We start from the raw sequence: 14,522 nt of genomic DNA, 5'->3' as shown, positions 1-14,522 counted from the left end.
TTCTCAGTGTGACCAGTGAAGGACCCCTACAGAACCCGTGCGGGTACGTCCCACCCTGGTTGCAACGATGCAAAAATGTGCAGGGGGCATCACAGCACACCTGCCGTGGATACATCTAGTACTGCGACAGAAGCTGCTGATCATGCGACTGGCGGCTCGGTTGCTCGTCGGTCCGGTCGTGGGAAGAGAAAGTCGCGGGCGCAGGCCGTGTCGGACTGTCGGATGAACTGTTGCCGCTGGTCGAGCCGTTGCTGCCCGAGCCTGGTCCGAAGCTTGGCCGAGGGGGACCGCGGGTCCCGGACGGCTTCACCGCCTGCAGTGCCTGCCGGCCGGACACCGAGTCGGGTAACGACCTCGCCTGACTCGCCGGGGTGCGGGCACCGGCGGCCCCCGAGGGTCCTTGCCCGGCGGGACGGGCCCGTCCGTACCGCCTATGGCTCTGTCGCCGCTGTCCCTCCGCGGCCTCAGTTCCGCCGCCCGTCTTGCCCGTGCGCGGCGCCGAACCGCCGCGCCGCCCACCGCAGTCCTGCGGAGCGTCCCTGTCCGGGCACCGTCCACAGGTCGTGGCCGCGCAGCCCCCACCGGCCGAGCAGTGTGTTGGCAGCGAGGAAGCCGCTGGTGGCCGCCCGTTCCATCAGTGCCACCGGCAGACCGGTACGGACCGTGTCGCCGGCGACGACCAGGCCTGGCACGGACGTGTCCACCGTCGGCCGGTCGCCATGGCCGCCGACCGGGAACAGCGGGCAGTCGGCCCGCCACTCGTGGCGGGCGTCGACCACCCCGGCCTGCCGGGTCTCCGGGTACAGGCGATGCAGCTCGCCGAGCAGTTCCTTGGCCACGGTCTTGCGGTCCGCGTCCTCGGGCAGGGCGTACGCGTGCAGTTCGAGCACCGAACCGCCCGAGCGGGCGGCCCACCGGGCGGCCTCGCCCTCCCAACCGCTGAGCACGCTCACGTTGTCCAGGGCGCCGTACCCGCTGGTGCCCAGGAACCCGGGCCGGTCCGCGCGTACCGGCCGGTCCAGCCAGAGGCGGGAGACCAGGAACGGCGGCGCGTTGCGCAGCCGCGCCACCCGCTCCCGCCACGGCGCGTCGCCCAGCCCGGCCGAACGGGCCACCAGCGAACGCAGCCCCGCCGGGTCCAGGGCGAGGACCACCGCGTCGTAGGGCTCGGCACCGCTCGCGGCGGTCACGGTGAAACCCCCCGCCGGCGTCACGGAGACCTCGTCCACGGCCATGTCCGTGCGGACCCCGGCACCGAGCAGGTCGAGCCGTGCGGCGACCGGGTCCCACAGAGCCTGCGGGAACGGCTCTCGGGGGACGTCGAACAGCAGGCCCTCGGACGAACCCAGGAAGTAGACGTGGAACATCAGCGCCATCTCCGCGGCCGACAGCCCGCGCGGATCGGCGAAGAAACTGCGCGAGAAGACCTCGAACGCCAGGTGCCGGGCGGCCGCGGGGAAGCGGATCGCGTCCAGCAGGTCGTAGGCGCTGACGTGGTCGAGCTGCTCGTACACGTCCGGGACCCGCACGTCCAGCAGCGGCAGGGCGGCTCGCGGCCGGATCCGGGGCAGGTCGCGCACGGAGAACGACTCGCTCAGCGCCACGAACCCGAGCGCGCTCCACGGGGGTGTGCGCGGCACGTGGCGGAAGCTGTCACGGCGGCCGCTGCCGTGCCGCAGCGGGTAGTCGGGCAGCGGGGTCAGACCGGTCAGGGCGGGGTCGGTGCGCCGCAGCAGGGACCGGAGGTTGTAGTACTGCCGGAAGAAGGCGTGGAAGCCACGGCTCATCGTGGCCGGGGACCCGTCCGTAAGCCGTGTCCGCCACCCGGCCAGCCGCCCGCCGAGCTGGGCGTCCCGTTCGTACAGGGTGACCCGGACGCCGCGTTCGGCCAGGGCGGTGGCCGCCGTCAGGCCGGCGATGCCACCGCCGACGACCGCCACGCGCGGCGCGTCGGACCCCTCCGCCCGTGCGGCGCCGGGTGGTGCGGGCAGCAGCCTCGCCAGCCGGTCCCGGCCGACGAGAGGCGTGCGGGCGGCACGCCCGGCCCTGCCACTCGGTGCGGTCATCGTCCCGCCCCGTCCGGGCCGGCCGACGGACGGCGGGCGATCACGGTGTGGGTGATGCCGGTCTGCCAGCCCGGCAGCGGCAGTACCCGCACCCGCTCGAACCCGGCCCGCCGCACCCGGTGCGCGAGCTGCCCCGCCGTGTCGAAGGTGACGACGCTGCGCCACAGATGCCGGTAGAGCGGCCCGTCGCCGAGCAGCGTGGCGACCGGCAGCAACAGTCCGCCGCACACCGTGTTCCACACCGCGCGGTGAGCCGCCCGCCCGCTCAGCGCGTACTCGTGCACCGCCAGCCGGCCGCCCGGGGCGAGCATCCGGTACGCGCCGGCCAACACCCCGTCCGGGTCTGCGGTGTTGCGCAGCAGGTAGGCGGCGAAGACCGCGTCGAAGGGGCCGCGAACCCCCGCCTCGGCCAGTTCTTCCACCGGCGCGTGCACGAACCGCACCGGCCGCGGCCACGGCCGCCTGGCCGCACGCCGCAACATGCCTGCCGACGCGTCGACGGCGGTGATGTCCGCGCCCGGCAGCACGGCGGCCAGCGCCGCCGTCGAGGCACCCGTACCGCACCCGAGGTCCAGGACGCGCGGGGCCGGACCGCTACGGGGCAGGCCGAGCCGCCGGGCGGAGCGGCGCAGATGGGCGTGGTAGCCGGGGTTGGCCGCCACCAGGGTGTCGTAACTGCGGGCAGCGTGGTTGAACGCGCCGGCCAGGTCGGCGTCACGCAGTACGGGCATGCCATCTCCGTAAGGGGTCGTCGGGCGGGGGTCGTACGGTCGGACCATGCCGGGCCGCGTCGGGGCGGAGTTCACGCGGCCGGGGCACTTCGGCGCGGGGCGAAGGGCAGGGCGAGGACCGAGCCGAGCATCGCTGTGACGGGCACGTGCAGGCCGATGGACAGGTCCTCCGGCAGGCTGGTGCGACCGTCCAGGAAACGCAGCAGTCGAGGCGCGGAGACCCGGGTGAACAGGCGGGTGAAGAAGGCAGGCCCGTCGATCCGGCCACGGTCGAGGGCGTACAGCAACGCGGCGTCCATCAGCCGGGAGCGTCCCGAGTGCGGGCGCGGCGGAAGCGGGTGGCGCCCGGCGTGCAGCGCGGCCGCGACGGCGTCCGCCTGGCGCTGCACCGCGCTGAACGTGTAGCCCGTCGCGGGCCGGGTGGCCCCGGCCGCGGCCCCGATCCGGAACACGGACGCCCCGGCCTGCCGGGGGAAACGCGCGTCCGTCATCGGGATCACGCCCTGCTCGCACGCGGTGACCTCGTGCGCGCCGATCCGCAGGACCCGGCCCGTGTAGTCCCGCAGCGCACGGTCGTACGCGTCCGCGTCCAGCACGCGCCGGGAGAACTCCGTGTACTCCACCAGCGCCTCGTGCGGGCCGGTCGGCAGGACGTAGCCGAACGACAGCCCGTGCGTGGGCTGCGGGGTACGGAAGTCCATCAACTCCACGGTCGCGGGGTCGAACACCGGCCGCCGGGTGCGCACGAACCAGCCGCGGAAGTGCTGCAGCAGTGTCGTGCGGGCCGGCGGCAGCCGGGCCGGCGGACGCGAGTCGAACACCCAGCGGGCCCGCACCCGCACCTCGCGGCCGTCGGCCCTGCGGGCGCGCACCAGGGCACCACCCGGCACGGCCGCCACGCTCTCGACGACCGCCTCGACCGCCGTCACCCACGGACTCACCCGCAGCGCCCGGCCGGCCAGTTCCTCGAACGCGTCGGAGCCCAGCATTTTGTACCGCCAGGGCTCGATGGCGGCGGTCACCGGCCGCCCGTCGACCGCCCGGACCCGCAGCCGCTGCCAGGAGGCCGTCAGCGCCCCGTCGTACGGTCCTTCGCCCGCCTCCCAGTAGCACCAGGTGCGGCGCGGCGCCCGGAACGGACCCGGCGGTGCCGCCAGCATCACCGCCGTCACCGGGCGCGCCCCCGCCGCGGGCCGGGCCAGCAGCAGGGCGAGCGACAGGCCGGCGGCGCCCGCGCCGACCACCGCGACGTCCGACTCCACCTCCACGGCGGCTCCCTTCCCCGGCCCGTTGATCCGACCAGTCTTCCCGCCGCACCGCCCCGGTGGATGCAGCCGTGAGCGTGTCGTCGCGCCGCCCGCCTCCGGCGCCGGCATGTCCACCGAACGGCGCATCCGGCGAGGTGACTCGCACGGAATGTGTCACGACGAAGCGGAATGTGTGACGACCAGACACGAGACGGACAGGCGAGCTCGGGGCGAGCAGCCCAGCTCTCCGGACGGCGAGAGGATCCACGATGCGTTCCACCCAGGTGCTCGGCCGCCTCACGGCAGCGGCACCCCGCACGCCGCCCGGCCCGGTCGATCCCAAGAGACCAGACGGCGTGGACGACGCGCGCACCGTCGACGCAGACGTGCCGGGCGCCGTCGACAGGGAGTTGCGGGACCTGCTCACCGGCCGCCTCGCCGACTGCCGCACGCTCGATCCGGTGTTCGCCGACGACATCGCCGAGCGCGTCGCGCGCTTCACCCGGCGCGGCGGCCGCCGGTTCCGCGCCCGGCTCGTGTGGTGGTCGCTGCGCGCCTGCGGCGGCCAGGACACCGTCCAGGTCCGCGCGGCGCTGCGCACGGCCGCCGCGCTCGAACTCATCCAGACCTGTGCCCTGGTCCACGACGACCTGATGGACCAGGCGTCCACCCGTCGCGGCGCACCGGCGCTGCACGCCGACGTGACCGCCCAGTACGGCGGCACGGCGCCACGGCCCGCGGCCCACCAGCTCGGCGCGTCCGCCGCGCTGCTCGCCGGCGACCTCGCGCTCGCCTGGGCGGACGACGAACTCGGCCGACTGATGCTGGACCCCGGACTCCCCCGGGACACCGCTCACCGGCTCAACGAGGTCTGGCGCACCCTGCGCACCGAGATGGTCGCCGGCCAGTACCTCGACGTCCAAGGCCAGGCCACCTCCGCCCTGACCGTGGGCCGCGCGCTGCGCGCCGCCTGCCTCAAAAGCGCCCTCTACACCGTAGAACGCCCGCTGGAACTCGGGGCGGTGCTCGCCGGCGCCGGCACCGCCACCACCTGGACGCTGTGCCTCGCCGGGCGCTCAGCCGGACTGGCCTTCCAGTTGAGCGACGATCTCGACGACGTCTTCGCCGACCCCGCCACCACCGGCAAGCCGAGCGGCGGCGACGTGCGCGCGGGCAAACCCACCTACCTGCTGGCGGTGGCCCGGGCCCGGGCCACCGCGGCCGGCGACCAGGCCGCGCTCGGCGTGCTCGAACACGCTGTCGGCCGGGCGGACCTGACGCCGCGTGAACTCGCCGACGTCCGCGACGTGCTCGAAGCCACCGGCGCCCGCGACCTGGTGGAGACGAGGATCGGGCGGCTGGCCCGGCAGTCCCTGCGCCATCTCGCCGAGGCCACCCTCGAACCCGGTCCCGCGGACCGGCTGCGCGCCCTGCTGGCCGAGATCACCGGCACCCCCCGGCCGCGCCCACGACCCGACGGCCCCCTGCTCACCCCCGCCCCCGCCGCAGCGACGGGATCGGAGGCACCCAGGTGACCAGGACGGTAACGGGACCCACCGATCACGTCGTGGTCGTCGGCGCCGGACTGGCCGGCCTCTCCACCACCCTGCACCTGCTCGGCGCGGGCCGCCGGGTGACCGTCGTCGAACGCGACCCGCGGCCGGGCGGCCGGGCCGGGCGCCTGGAACTCGGCGGCTACCTCATCGACACCGGCCCCACCGTGCTCACCATGCCGGACATCGCCGACGAGGCGTTCGCCGCCGTCGGCACCTCGCTGCGCGAGCGCGTCGACCTCATCCCGCTCCACCCCGCCTACCGGGCCCGCTTCGCCGACGGCAGCACCCTCGACGTGCACACCGACGCGGCAGCCATGGAGGCGGAGATCGAACGGTTCGCGGGAGGCGCCGAAGCGGCCCGCTACCACCGGCTACGTCACTGGCTGGGCGAGCTGTACCGCACCGAGCGCGGCCGCTTCCTCGACGCCGACTTCGACTCCCCTTTCCAGCTCCTCTCCCCCGACCTGCTGCGTCTCGCCGTCCTCGGCGGCTTCGGCCGCTGGGAGGCACACATCGCCCGCCACCTGCACGACGAACGACTGCGCCGCGTCTTCACCTTCCAGGCCCTCTACGCCGGCGTCCCGCCCGAACGGGCTCTGGCCGCCTACGCCGTGATCGCATTCATGGACACCATCGCCGGGGTGTACTTCCCGCGCGGCGGCATGTACGCGCTGCCCCGGGCGATGGCCGAAGCCGCCGCCGAGGCGGGGGCGGAGTTCCGGTACGGGCAGCAGGTGACCGGCCTCGAACGGACCGGCGACCGGGTCTCGGCCGTCCTCACCGACGACGAACCCATCCCCTGCGACGCCGTCGTCCTCACCCCCGACCTACCGGTGACGTACCGCCTGCTGGGCCGCGCCCCGCGCCGCCCCATGCGCCTGCGGCACGCCCCCTCCGCCGTCGTCCTGCACGCCGGCTGCGACCGCACCTGGCCCGAACTGGCCCACCACACCCTGTCCTTCGGCCACGCCTGGCGAGGCACCTTCCGCCAGCTCACCCGCACCGGCGAGCTCATGAGCGACCCCTCACTCCTGATCACCCGGCCCACCGCAACCGACCCCGGCCTCGCCCCGCCCGGCCGCCACCTGCACTACGTCCTCGCCCCCTGCCCCAACACCGACATCGGCCCCGACGCCGTCGACTGGCCCAGCCTGGCCCCCCGCTACCGCGACAGCCTGCTGCGCGAACTGGACCGCAGGGGCCTGACCGGCATCGCCTCGGCCATCACCACCGAATGCCTGGTCACCCCCGCCGACTGGAGCGGGCTCGGACACGCCGCAGGAACCCCGTTCTCCGCCGCGCACACCTTCGGCCAGACCGGCCCGTTCCGCCCCCGCAACCTGGTACGCGGCACCACCAACGCCGTCCTCGCCGGGTGCGGCACCACCCCCGGCGTCGGCGTACCCCCCGTCCTGCTTTCGGGAATGCTGGCGGCCGCCCGCATCACCGGGCCGCGCACGCGGGCCGCCACCACCGTCCGGACCACCCCCATGACACGAGGAGCCCGACGATGACGGCCCGCGAACTGGACGCCGCCGGCATCACGGAGCCGAGGCTGCGTGATGCCTACACCCACTGCCGCCGGCTCAACGCACGCCATGGCCGCACCTACTTCCTCGCCACCCGACTGCTCCCGCCCGGGCGACGCCCCGCCGTGCACGCCCTGTACGGCTTCGCCCGCCACGCGGACGACATCGTCGACGTCTGCGACGGCGACCTGCGCCGGCTCGCCGACGGCGGAACGGAACGGCAGACCGCCGCCCTCGACCGGCTGGCCGACGACCTCACCGTCGGCCTCGCCGGCGGCACCGGCGCCGCACCGGTCACCGTCGCCCTCGCCGACACCAGCCGCCGCTACGGCATCGATCACCGCCACTTCACCGACTTCCTCGGTTCGATGCGCAGCGACCTGACCGTCACCGAGTACGCCGACTACGGCGCCCTGCGCGCCTACATGCACGGCTCGGCGGCCGTGATCGGCCTCCAGATGCTGCCCGTGCTCGGCACCGTCGCCCCCCAGGAGGAGGCCGCGCCGTACGCGGCCGAACTCGGCGTCGCCTTCCAACTGACCAACTTCCTGCGGGACGTCGGTGAGGACCTCGACCGCGGGCGGATCTACGTCCCCCAGGACCTGCTCGCCGCGCACGGCGTCGACCGCGGCCTGCTGCGCCACTGCCGGGACACCGGCCGCACCGACACCCGCGTCGTCGCCGCGCTCCGCGCGTTCGAGGCCCTCACCCGCGCCGCCTACGACCGCGCGGCCCCCGGCGTGCCCCTGCTCGACCCCGTCACCCGGCCCTGCATCCGCACGGCGTTCGTCCTCTACCGCGGCATCCTGGACGCCGTCGCCGCCGACGGCTGGGCGGTGCTGCACCGCCGCGCGGTCGTGCCCCGCCGCCGCCGCGCGCTCACCGCCGCCAACGGCATGCTCCGGGTCACGGCGGCGCGCCTCGCCACCCGCCGACGGCCGCCGGACACCCCCGACACCACCGCTCCGCCGTCCGCCCGCGCCAGGGAGGTCATGTGACACCCGCCGGACCCCCCAGGCGCGGCCGTCTCCCTCTGCGCCTGCGCCGCGCCCCCGTCGCCTGGGAACGCCAGCGCCCCACCTGGCGCGAGGCACGGCCCGCGCTGATCGCCGATGCCCTCAAGCGGGCGCAGGCCCGGCCAAGCGGCAACTGGTACGTCGTCGCCGCCTCCCGCGACCTGCGTGCTGACCGGCCCGTGGCCCGTACCGTCGAAGGACACGAGGTGGTGCTCTGGCGCGACCAGCGCGGCGACCTGGTCGCCGGACCCGGCGTCTGCCCCCACCTGGGTGCGCCGCTGCGCGACAGCCCGGTGCGCTGCGGCACCTTGGTGTGCCACTGGCACGGACTGGCCCTCGACGGGGCCCCGTCCGCCGGCTGGGAGCCCTGGCCCGCCCACGACGACGGGGTGCTGCTCTGGGTACGCCTGGACGACGTGGGCGGAGAGGAACCCACCGCCGTGCCGACGGTGCCGGTCCGCCCCGACCCCGACCACGCGCTGGTCGCCGTCTACACAGGGAGCGGGCGCTGCAAGCCGGAGGATGTGGTGGCCAACCGCCTCGACCCCTGGCACGGCGCCTGGTTCCACCCGTACTCCTTCGTCGACCTCACTGTCGTCAGCACCCCCCGCCCGCCGGACGAACCGGCGGTCCCGGACGCCTTCACGGTCGACGTCTCCTTCAAGGTCGCCGGACGGCTCATCGTGCCCGTACGCGCCGAGTTCACCGCACCCGGACCGCGCACCGTCGTCATGCGGATCACCGACGGTGAGGGCGAGGGCTCCGTCGTGGAGACGCACGCGACCCCCTTGGGTGCCGACGCGACGGGTACCCCGCGCACCGCCGTGGTCGAAGCCGTCGTGGCCGCGTCCGGACGCCCGGGATTCGCCCTCATGCGCCGCGTCGGCCCGCTGCTGGCTCCGCTGGTCCGCCGGGCCGCGGGCCGCCTCTGGCGCGACGACCTGGCCTACGCCGAACGCCGCTGGTCCCTGCGGTCTAGCGGCCGGTTCCCGGGCTGAGCCGGCGTCACACCGGCGGTGGAGAGCAGGGTGTGGGACAGCGCCCAGGTCCGTAGCGTGCCGCCACTCCGCGACCGGCTGGGTGCGGGGGCTTGGACGGGCGATCGGGCGGTGCTGTGCCGCGGGTGAACCGTCGGGCGCCCGCCCTGCGCCCGCATCCTCCGGTCCGCTTCCGGCGCCGAGCCCGGCCGCGGTGGGCGCCCCCCATGACGGCGGTGATACGTGACAACGGCGCCTGCCGTGGGGCGCATGCAGCGTTGTGGCATGTGGCGGGTGGCGTACACCGGCCTATGCGGGGCGTGTCGGTGCCGGCGGGCAGTTGCCCGTCAGTGATTGTGTGCGGGCGATCAGCAGAGCCACGTCGTCGTGGCTGGCGGGGGCCCTGAGTTGCTCGAGCAGTCGGTCGCAGGTGTCCTCGATGGAGAGGTCCGACGGCGACAGCAGGCGGAGGAGGTCGTCGAGACGCTCGTCGATGGGGTCGTCACGGGTCTCGACCAGCCCGTCGGTGTACAGGATCAGCTGGTCGCCGGCGCGCAGGTCGATGGTCGTGGTCTCGAACGGCACGCCGCCGACTCCCAGCGGCGTGCCCGTGGGCAGCTCGAGGAGTTCGGCTCCGCCGCCGGCGCGCTTGAGGACCGGCGGGAGGTGGCCGGCACTGGCCACGTGCAGGCGACAGTCCTGCGGGTCGTAGATGGCGTACACGCAGGTGGCAAGGTACGGGTCCAGCCCTTGGATGACCTTGTCGAGGTGGGTGAGGATCCGGGCGGGGTCGAGGTCGAGGTCGGCGAGGGTCGAGGTGGCGGTGCGCAGGCGGCCCATGGTGGTCGCGGCGGAGATGCCGCTGCCCATGACGTCGCCCACTACGAGCGCCGTCCGGTTACCGTCGAGAGGGATCACGTCGAACCAGTCGCCCCCCACCTCACTGAAGGCTTGTGCGGGCCGGTACCGGGCGGCGACCTCCAGCCCCGGATGCTCGGGGCAGAGCTGGGGCAGCAGAGTGCGCTGCAGCGTCTCGGCGGTGCTGCGGATGTGCTGGTGCAGGACGGCGTTGTCGATGCTGAGGGCGGCCGACGAGGCCAGCTCGCAGGCAAGGGCGAGGTCGTCCTCGTCGAAGGGGTGCGGATTGCGCGCCCGAGCCATGCTCATGACGCCGATGATCTGGCCCCGGGCGATGAGGGGCACAGCCATGTCGCTGTGGACACCAGCCTGTGCGAGAAGCCGGGCGGTGTGCTCGTTCTCGGCGATACGCGAGACGTCGCCGCTTTTCAGATGGGTGATGAGCACCGGCTCACCGGTGCGGACGCAGTGCGTTGCCGGATGGTCGGTGTGGTAGGTCGTCAGGCGCCCGGGGGCCACGATCGCCTCGGCAGCGCCCGTCGGGTAGGCCGTTTTGACCGCAAGGGCCCGGAAGACGGCCAGGCCGCCCCCGACGTCCGTACGGCCCGTTTGCAGGACGGAGTCCAGCAGGTCCACCGCGACCATGTCGGCCAGGTCGGGGACGACGACGTCGGCCAGTTCCCGCGCCGTCGTGTCCACCTCCAGGGTCGTGCCGATCCGTGCCGAGCTGCCCGCGATCAGTCGCAGGCGCTGCTGTGCGCGGTCGGCCTTCTTCGCCACCCGGTACCGGTCGGTGATGTCCACAACGACGTTGGCGATGCCCAGAACATGCCCTCCGCTGTCTTCCAGCCGGTACAACGACATGGTCCAGGCGCGCTCCTGGTCCGGGCTGCCGGGCGCCTGGCTCACCAGTTGCCGGTCCACCACCGGGACACCGGTCTCCAGGACCTCCCGCATGCAGTCCTCCGCGCTGAGGAACGGTTCGCCGGGCAGGACCTCCCCGAACCTCCGGCCGAGGTGATCGGCCTCCGACACGTCGTGCATGGACGCGAGGGCCGGGTTGACAGCCAGATACCGCAGGTCGGTGTCGAGGACGGACAGCCCGATCGGCGCCTGGCTGACCAGCCGGTCGGACAGAGCGAGCTTCCGCTCCAGCTGCAGCAAGTTGGACCGGTCACTGGCGAGCCCCAGCGCATAGTGATCGCCCAGGTGGTCCGTCAGCCGCATGTTGCGGAACTCCACCAGGCGCGTACTGCCGTCCTTGTGCCGGATGGGGAACGGCCCGGCCCACGGCCGGCCCGTCAGCATCACCTCGGCGAACAGCGCGATCGCCGCGTCCCGGTGCTCCGGGTCGAGCAGGAGGTTCGCCGCGTACTGCCCCACCGCCTCGCCACGGGCATAGCCGAACAGTTCGTCGGCCTGCGGACTCCACATGTCGATCCGGCCGTCGGCCTCCAGCAGCACCGCAGCGACACCCAGCAGATCAAGGAGCGGACTCGGTTCGGACGCCACACCCTCCGGGCGATCGTCATGATCCGGCCCCTGTCGTGCTGGGCTCATGGCATTTATCCCTCCCGCCCACCGTGGCCCCCGGAGACGTTGATCCTGGTTCCGATACACCCACAAAGCCATATTCTGCCCCCTCGCGCGCGTCGGCGAGCGTTGGCATCCAAGGCATACGCGGCATCTCATGGCCCTCCCCGAGAACGGGCATCCGCTACCTGGCCGTGACACCGAACCTGCCGAGCGGGGACGCCGCATCGTCCGCGGCACCACCGTGGAGATCACCCCGCAGGGCCGCATCTTCAAAGAGGTCACCGGCACCGGCATGCGGCTCACCCTCACCAAACGCAGTGACCCACCCGGCCGAGGCATTCTCGTCGGCCACGGGTGACGCGGCCGCGGAGTCGACGGGCGCCACCGCCCCTCCGGACCGGAAGTCTTCGGCCTCCGCGTCGCCGAAGGCTGCGCCCGAGACTTCCTCGGCAGCGGCACCCCGCCCGAAATCCCCACCTGCCGATGGGGCCGAGCTCGATCGCGTCGACCGCAGCCAGGCCGCCGACCCGGTGGGGTCAGGTCGGTGGCAGCGGGCGGCGGCCCCGGCACCTGCGTGAAAGGTCGTGCAGGGGTACCCCGCGGGCGTGGAGCTCGCAGCCGGCGGCGAGGCACGCCGCCCCGAGGCCCAAGCAGGGCCGGCGGCTGTGTCGTCCGCGGGCTCGGTCCCGGTCGGCTCGCAGATATCCCCGGTCAGTGGTCCTGGCGCGCGTCGGCCGGAGTCTCGACGGGGCGTGCGGATTCGTGGTGGTCAAGGAGCGTCAGCAGGTCCGCGACGGTTGCCGGGGCGTCGGCGGGATGACGAAGAAATGTACCGGGAGGGATGCGGTAGACGTTGGAGCGGCCTTCTCTGACATGGGTGAGGTAGCCGCCTACCTCCAGGTCGGTGATGATCTTTTGTACTGCTCGTTCGGTGAGCCGGCAGCGGACGGCGATGTCGCGGACACGGATGGTGTTGTCGGCGGCGATGGCAGCCAGCACCCGGGCGTGATTGGTCAAGAAGGTCCAGCCTGCATACGGCTCTGGCGCTCGGTCCATGCCCTCAACACTACGAGACCGATTCACGTCTTCAAAGAGGCGAATTTTTATTCGTGTATTGGTTGACGTGAAGGGCAGGTGGGGTGAGTCTGGATGTATTGAGAACCCGGTATGCGCGGGAGCCGAGCATGTCCCATTACGTGCCTTCGTCCTCTAGCGGGCGGGCCTGCCCCGGGGGTGGCAGTCCCTTTCAGCCCTCGCCCGAGCATGTCGCCCTCCAGGTCGACGCGGCCGGAGAGCGCCTGGTCGTGACGGTCGCCGGCGAGCTCGACCTGGACAGCGCACCAACGCTGGCACAGGCGCTGAGCGAAGCCCTGGAAGACTCCTCCGGCGGCTTGGAACTGGACCTTGCGGGCGTCGACTTCTGCGACTGCTCCGGCCTCAACGTCCTTCTGCACGTGCGCCACCAGGCCCACGCCGGCGGAAAGAACATCGTCCTGCACGCCAGCAGCCCGGCCGTGGACAGGCTGCTGTCTCTCACCAGCACCCTCTCCCTCTTCCGTACGGAGCGGACAGGAAACAGCGAACCGCAGGCCGCCCCCGAGGACGCGACAGCAGTCCACCCAGCACATCGAGAGGAGCCCGGCGATGCCGTCGGCCGCTGTGACGTGGCCGGAGACGCCGGGGCGTCCCCGAATCCTTCGACGCAGAAAGAAGACGCGTCCGGGCCCGAACTCGCCACCGAGAACGCGCAACTGCACCGGGCGATGGAGACCCGCACGAACATCGACATAGCCCGCGGCATGCTCATGTCGTCGTTCCGGCTCACCACCAGCCAGTCGTGGCAGGTCCTCGTGACAGCGTCCCAGCACACCAACACGAAATTGCACATGATCGCCGACGCGGTGGTGCGCACATCCGAAGGCCAGGCCCTGCCCGGGCCGCTCGCCGGCCAACTGGCCGCAGCTGTACAGACGCACAGCGCCCGCACACGCTGGCAACCGCCCAGCGGCCCGCCTGTCACCGATGCCGCACCAGCGGCACACACAGAACTCGCCCGCCGGGCGGCGCCACCGGAAGCCGGAGGTCAGGCGCGCACAAGCGCGTGACAGCCGCCGCCTCCCGGACGGGTGAAGCGGCGCGGAGCGCGCCGTGGGCCTGTGCGTACGGCCCGGGCGTACCGGGCCGGCAGCGTGCGGGCAGACACGGGGGCGCCGGCTCTGTATTGAGAGGGCAGGCCTCAGGAGCGACTACGGATCACCACATGCCCACCCGCCCAAGGACGCTCGGCCACGAGAAACCGCCCGGCGTCTTACCGCACCATCAGGACAGGACCGTGACCACACGGCCAAGGCGATCAAGAAGCAGCCGAGCACTCCGTCAGTCCCGGCGATCGCCGCCCCGCCGGACCGCGTCGTGGTAGCCGTCGGACCAACCGCGATCAGCCATGATCACCGCTGCTGGACCCTACAGCCGCCATGGCTCCCGGACTGGCGGGGCCGGCACGAACACCGCACTGCCGACGCTGTCGTGCCAGAGGTGCCGGCAGTGCGTTCGCGACCTGATTCCCAGCCGCTCCCTGGACCCGGCGGGCAGTTCCGGAACCGTACGCCGTTGCGGTGAAGCGTTTGCGTGCCGCGCAGTTCGGACCTCAACTGTGCAGGAAGGGTCCAGCGCCTGCAGGACGGTGGAGCCGGCCGGTGGCCACGACGGTCCGTACCGGGTCCGTGCCGGTCACCGCCACTCCGTTGCCCGCGCTGTCGATCGGCTGGCCGAGGTGGTCGTGGGCTACTCGCAGGGCCTGTGTGATCTCCCGTGTGCCGGTGGACACGCAGAGGGTGTAGGCCAGGTCCCGCAGGCGAGGGCCGGGAGCGGTGCCGTCGGTGCCTTCGATCGTGAGCAGCGTTTCGTACTCCGTGAGAAGTCTGCGCAGGGTCGCGGGGTGGGGCATGAGCATCGGACGGTCTCCTCGGATGCGGGCTGGAGAGATGTTCAGGGAAGGCGGCGTGC

Annotated in this window: 12 protein-coding genes; 6 read left to right on the top strand and 6 right to left on the bottom strand. The window is 73.2% G+C overall.

The genetic code is table 11. The features are described 5' to 3' along the window. Positions 1-464: 464 nt before the first annotated feature. The 3 genes from ACZ4O3_RS08210 to ACZ4O3_RS08200 form a co-directional block, all read right to left on the bottom strand. Complete coding sequence (locus tag ACZ4O3_RS08210; RefSeq protein ID WP_467721626.1) at positions 465-2,066, bottom strand: FAD-dependent oxidoreductase; 1,602 nt, start codon at positions 2,064-2,066, stop codon at positions 465-467. Beyond that, complete coding sequence (locus tag ACZ4O3_RS08205; protein WP_467721625.1) at positions 2,063-2,797, bottom strand: class I SAM-dependent methyltransferase; 735 nt, start codon at positions 2,795-2,797, stop codon at positions 2,063-2,065. Before ACZ4O3_RS08205 ends, ACZ4O3_RS08210 begins: the two co-directional genes overlap by 4 nt. A 71-nt stretch (positions 2,798-2,868) precedes the next feature. Beyond that, positions 2,869-4,065, bottom strand: a complete 1,197-nt coding sequence (locus ACZ4O3_RS08200; RefSeq protein ID WP_467721624.1) for a lycopene cyclase family protein — start codon at positions 4,063-4,065, stop codon at positions 2,869-2,871. Positions 4,066-4,313: 248 nt separating this feature from the next. Here ACZ4O3_RS08200 and ACZ4O3_RS08195 point away from each other — a divergent pair, with 248 nt between their 5' ends. From ACZ4O3_RS08195 to ACZ4O3_RS08180, 4 genes are read left to right on the top strand one after another with little or no spacing between them, the layout of a single operon-like run. Then, a complete protein-coding gene (locus ACZ4O3_RS08195) occupies positions 4,314-5,579 on the top strand; it encodes a polyprenyl synthetase family protein (protein WP_467721623.1) in 1,266 nt (421 codons plus the stop codon). Next, positions 5,576-7,114 carry a phytoene desaturase family protein gene (gene crtI, locus ACZ4O3_RS08190; protein ID WP_467721622.1) on the top strand — a complete coding sequence of 513 codons (1,539 nt, stop codon included), beginning with the start codon at positions 5,576-5,578 and terminating at the stop codon, positions 7,112-7,114. Before ACZ4O3_RS08195 ends, crtI begins: the two co-directional genes overlap by 4 nt. Then, positions 7,111-8,127 carry a phytoene/squalene synthase family protein gene (locus ACZ4O3_RS08185; RefSeq protein ID WP_467721621.1) on the top strand — a complete coding sequence of 339 codons (1,017 nt, stop codon included), beginning with the start codon at positions 7,111-7,113 and terminating at the stop codon, positions 8,125-8,127. Before crtI ends, ACZ4O3_RS08185 begins: the two co-directional genes overlap by 4 nt. After that, positions 8,124-9,143, top strand: coding sequence for a DUF5914 domain-containing protein (locus tag ACZ4O3_RS08180; protein ID WP_467721620.1), 1,020 nt, complete (start codon positions 8,124-8,126; stop codon positions 9,141-9,143). The genes ACZ4O3_RS08185 and ACZ4O3_RS08180 overlap by 4 nt, the downstream gene beginning before the upstream one ends. Before the next feature lie 288 nt (positions 9,144-9,431). Here ACZ4O3_RS08180 and ACZ4O3_RS08175 read toward each other — a convergent pair whose 3' ends face one another. Beyond that, the gene (locus ACZ4O3_RS08175; protein WP_467721619.1) at positions 9,432-11,540 is read right to left on the bottom strand and encodes a SpoIIE family protein phosphatase; all 2,109 of its coding nucleotides are present in this window, start codon (positions 11,538-11,540) and stop codon (positions 9,432-9,434) included. 130 nt (positions 11,541-11,670) lie between these two features. On the opposite strand from ACZ4O3_RS08175, the gene ACZ4O3_RS08170 reads away from it, so the two are divergent. Then, positions 11,671-11,874, top strand: coding sequence for a hypothetical protein (locus ACZ4O3_RS08170; RefSeq protein ID WP_362721333.1), 204 nt, complete (start codon positions 11,671-11,673; stop codon positions 11,872-11,874). 353 nt (positions 11,875-12,227) lie between these two features. On the opposite strand, the gene ACZ4O3_RS08165 is transcribed toward ACZ4O3_RS08170, so the two are convergent. Then, entirely contained in the window at positions 12,228-12,572 is a 345-nt protein-coding gene (locus tag ACZ4O3_RS08165; protein WP_467721618.1) for a helix-turn-helix transcriptional regulator, read from the bottom strand. A 140-nt stretch (positions 12,573-12,712) separates the two neighbouring features. Between ACZ4O3_RS08165 and ACZ4O3_RS08160 the strand changes: the two genes are divergently transcribed. After that, entirely contained in the window at positions 12,713-13,621 is a 909-nt protein-coding gene (locus ACZ4O3_RS08160; RefSeq protein ID WP_467721673.1) for an anti-sigma factor antagonist, read from the top strand. A 542-nt stretch (positions 13,622-14,163) separates the two neighbouring features. Here the strand turns inward: ACZ4O3_RS08160 and ACZ4O3_RS08155 are convergent. Continuing rightward, positions 14,164-14,469, bottom strand: a complete 306-nt coding sequence (locus tag ACZ4O3_RS08155; RefSeq protein ID WP_362721327.1) for a DUF5133 domain-containing protein — start codon at positions 14,467-14,469, stop codon at positions 14,164-14,166. Between the last annotated feature and the right edge of the window lie 53 nt (positions 14,470-14,522).

It is taken from the genome of Streptomyces sp. NPDC026515, from assembly GCF_055567595.1.
Note: the sequence above shows the minus strand (reverse complement) of the source record. Positions and strands in the feature narration are given on the sequence as shown.

What these genes read in the sequence shown, in the direction of transcription:
- ACZ4O3_RS08210 (WP_467721626.1), bottom strand. Translation starts at nt 2,066, where the DNA reads ATGACCGCACCGAGTGGCAGGGCCGGGCGTGCCGCCCGCACGCCTCTC.
- ACZ4O3_RS08205 (WP_467721625.1), bottom strand. Translation starts at nt 2,797, where the DNA reads ATGCCCGTACTGCGTGACGCCGACCTGGCCGGCGCGTTCAACCACGCT.
- ACZ4O3_RS08195 (WP_467721623.1), top strand. Translation starts at nt 4,314, where the DNA reads ATGCGTTCCACCCAGGTGCTCGGCCGCCTCACGGCAGCGGCACCCCGC.
- ACZ4O3_RS08185 (WP_467721621.1), top strand. Translation starts at nt 7,111, where the DNA reads ATGACGGCCCGCGAACTGGACGCCGCCGGCATCACGGAGCCGAGGCTG.
- ACZ4O3_RS08175 (WP_467721619.1), bottom strand. Translation starts at nt 11,540, where the DNA reads ATGAGCCCAGCACGACAGGGGCCGGATCATGACGATCGCCCGGAGGGT.
- ACZ4O3_RS08170 (WP_362721333.1), top strand. Translation starts at nt 11,671, where the DNA reads ATGGCCCTCCCCGAGAACGGGCATCCGCTACCTGGCCGTGACACCGAA.
- ACZ4O3_RS08165 (WP_467721618.1), bottom strand. Translation starts at nt 12,572, where the DNA reads ATGGACCGAGCGCCAGAGCCGTATGCAGGCTGGACCTTCTTGACCAAT.
- ACZ4O3_RS08155 (WP_362721327.1), bottom strand. Translation starts at nt 14,469, where the DNA reads ATGCTCATGCCCCACCCCGCGACCCTGCGCAGACTTCTCACGGAGTAC.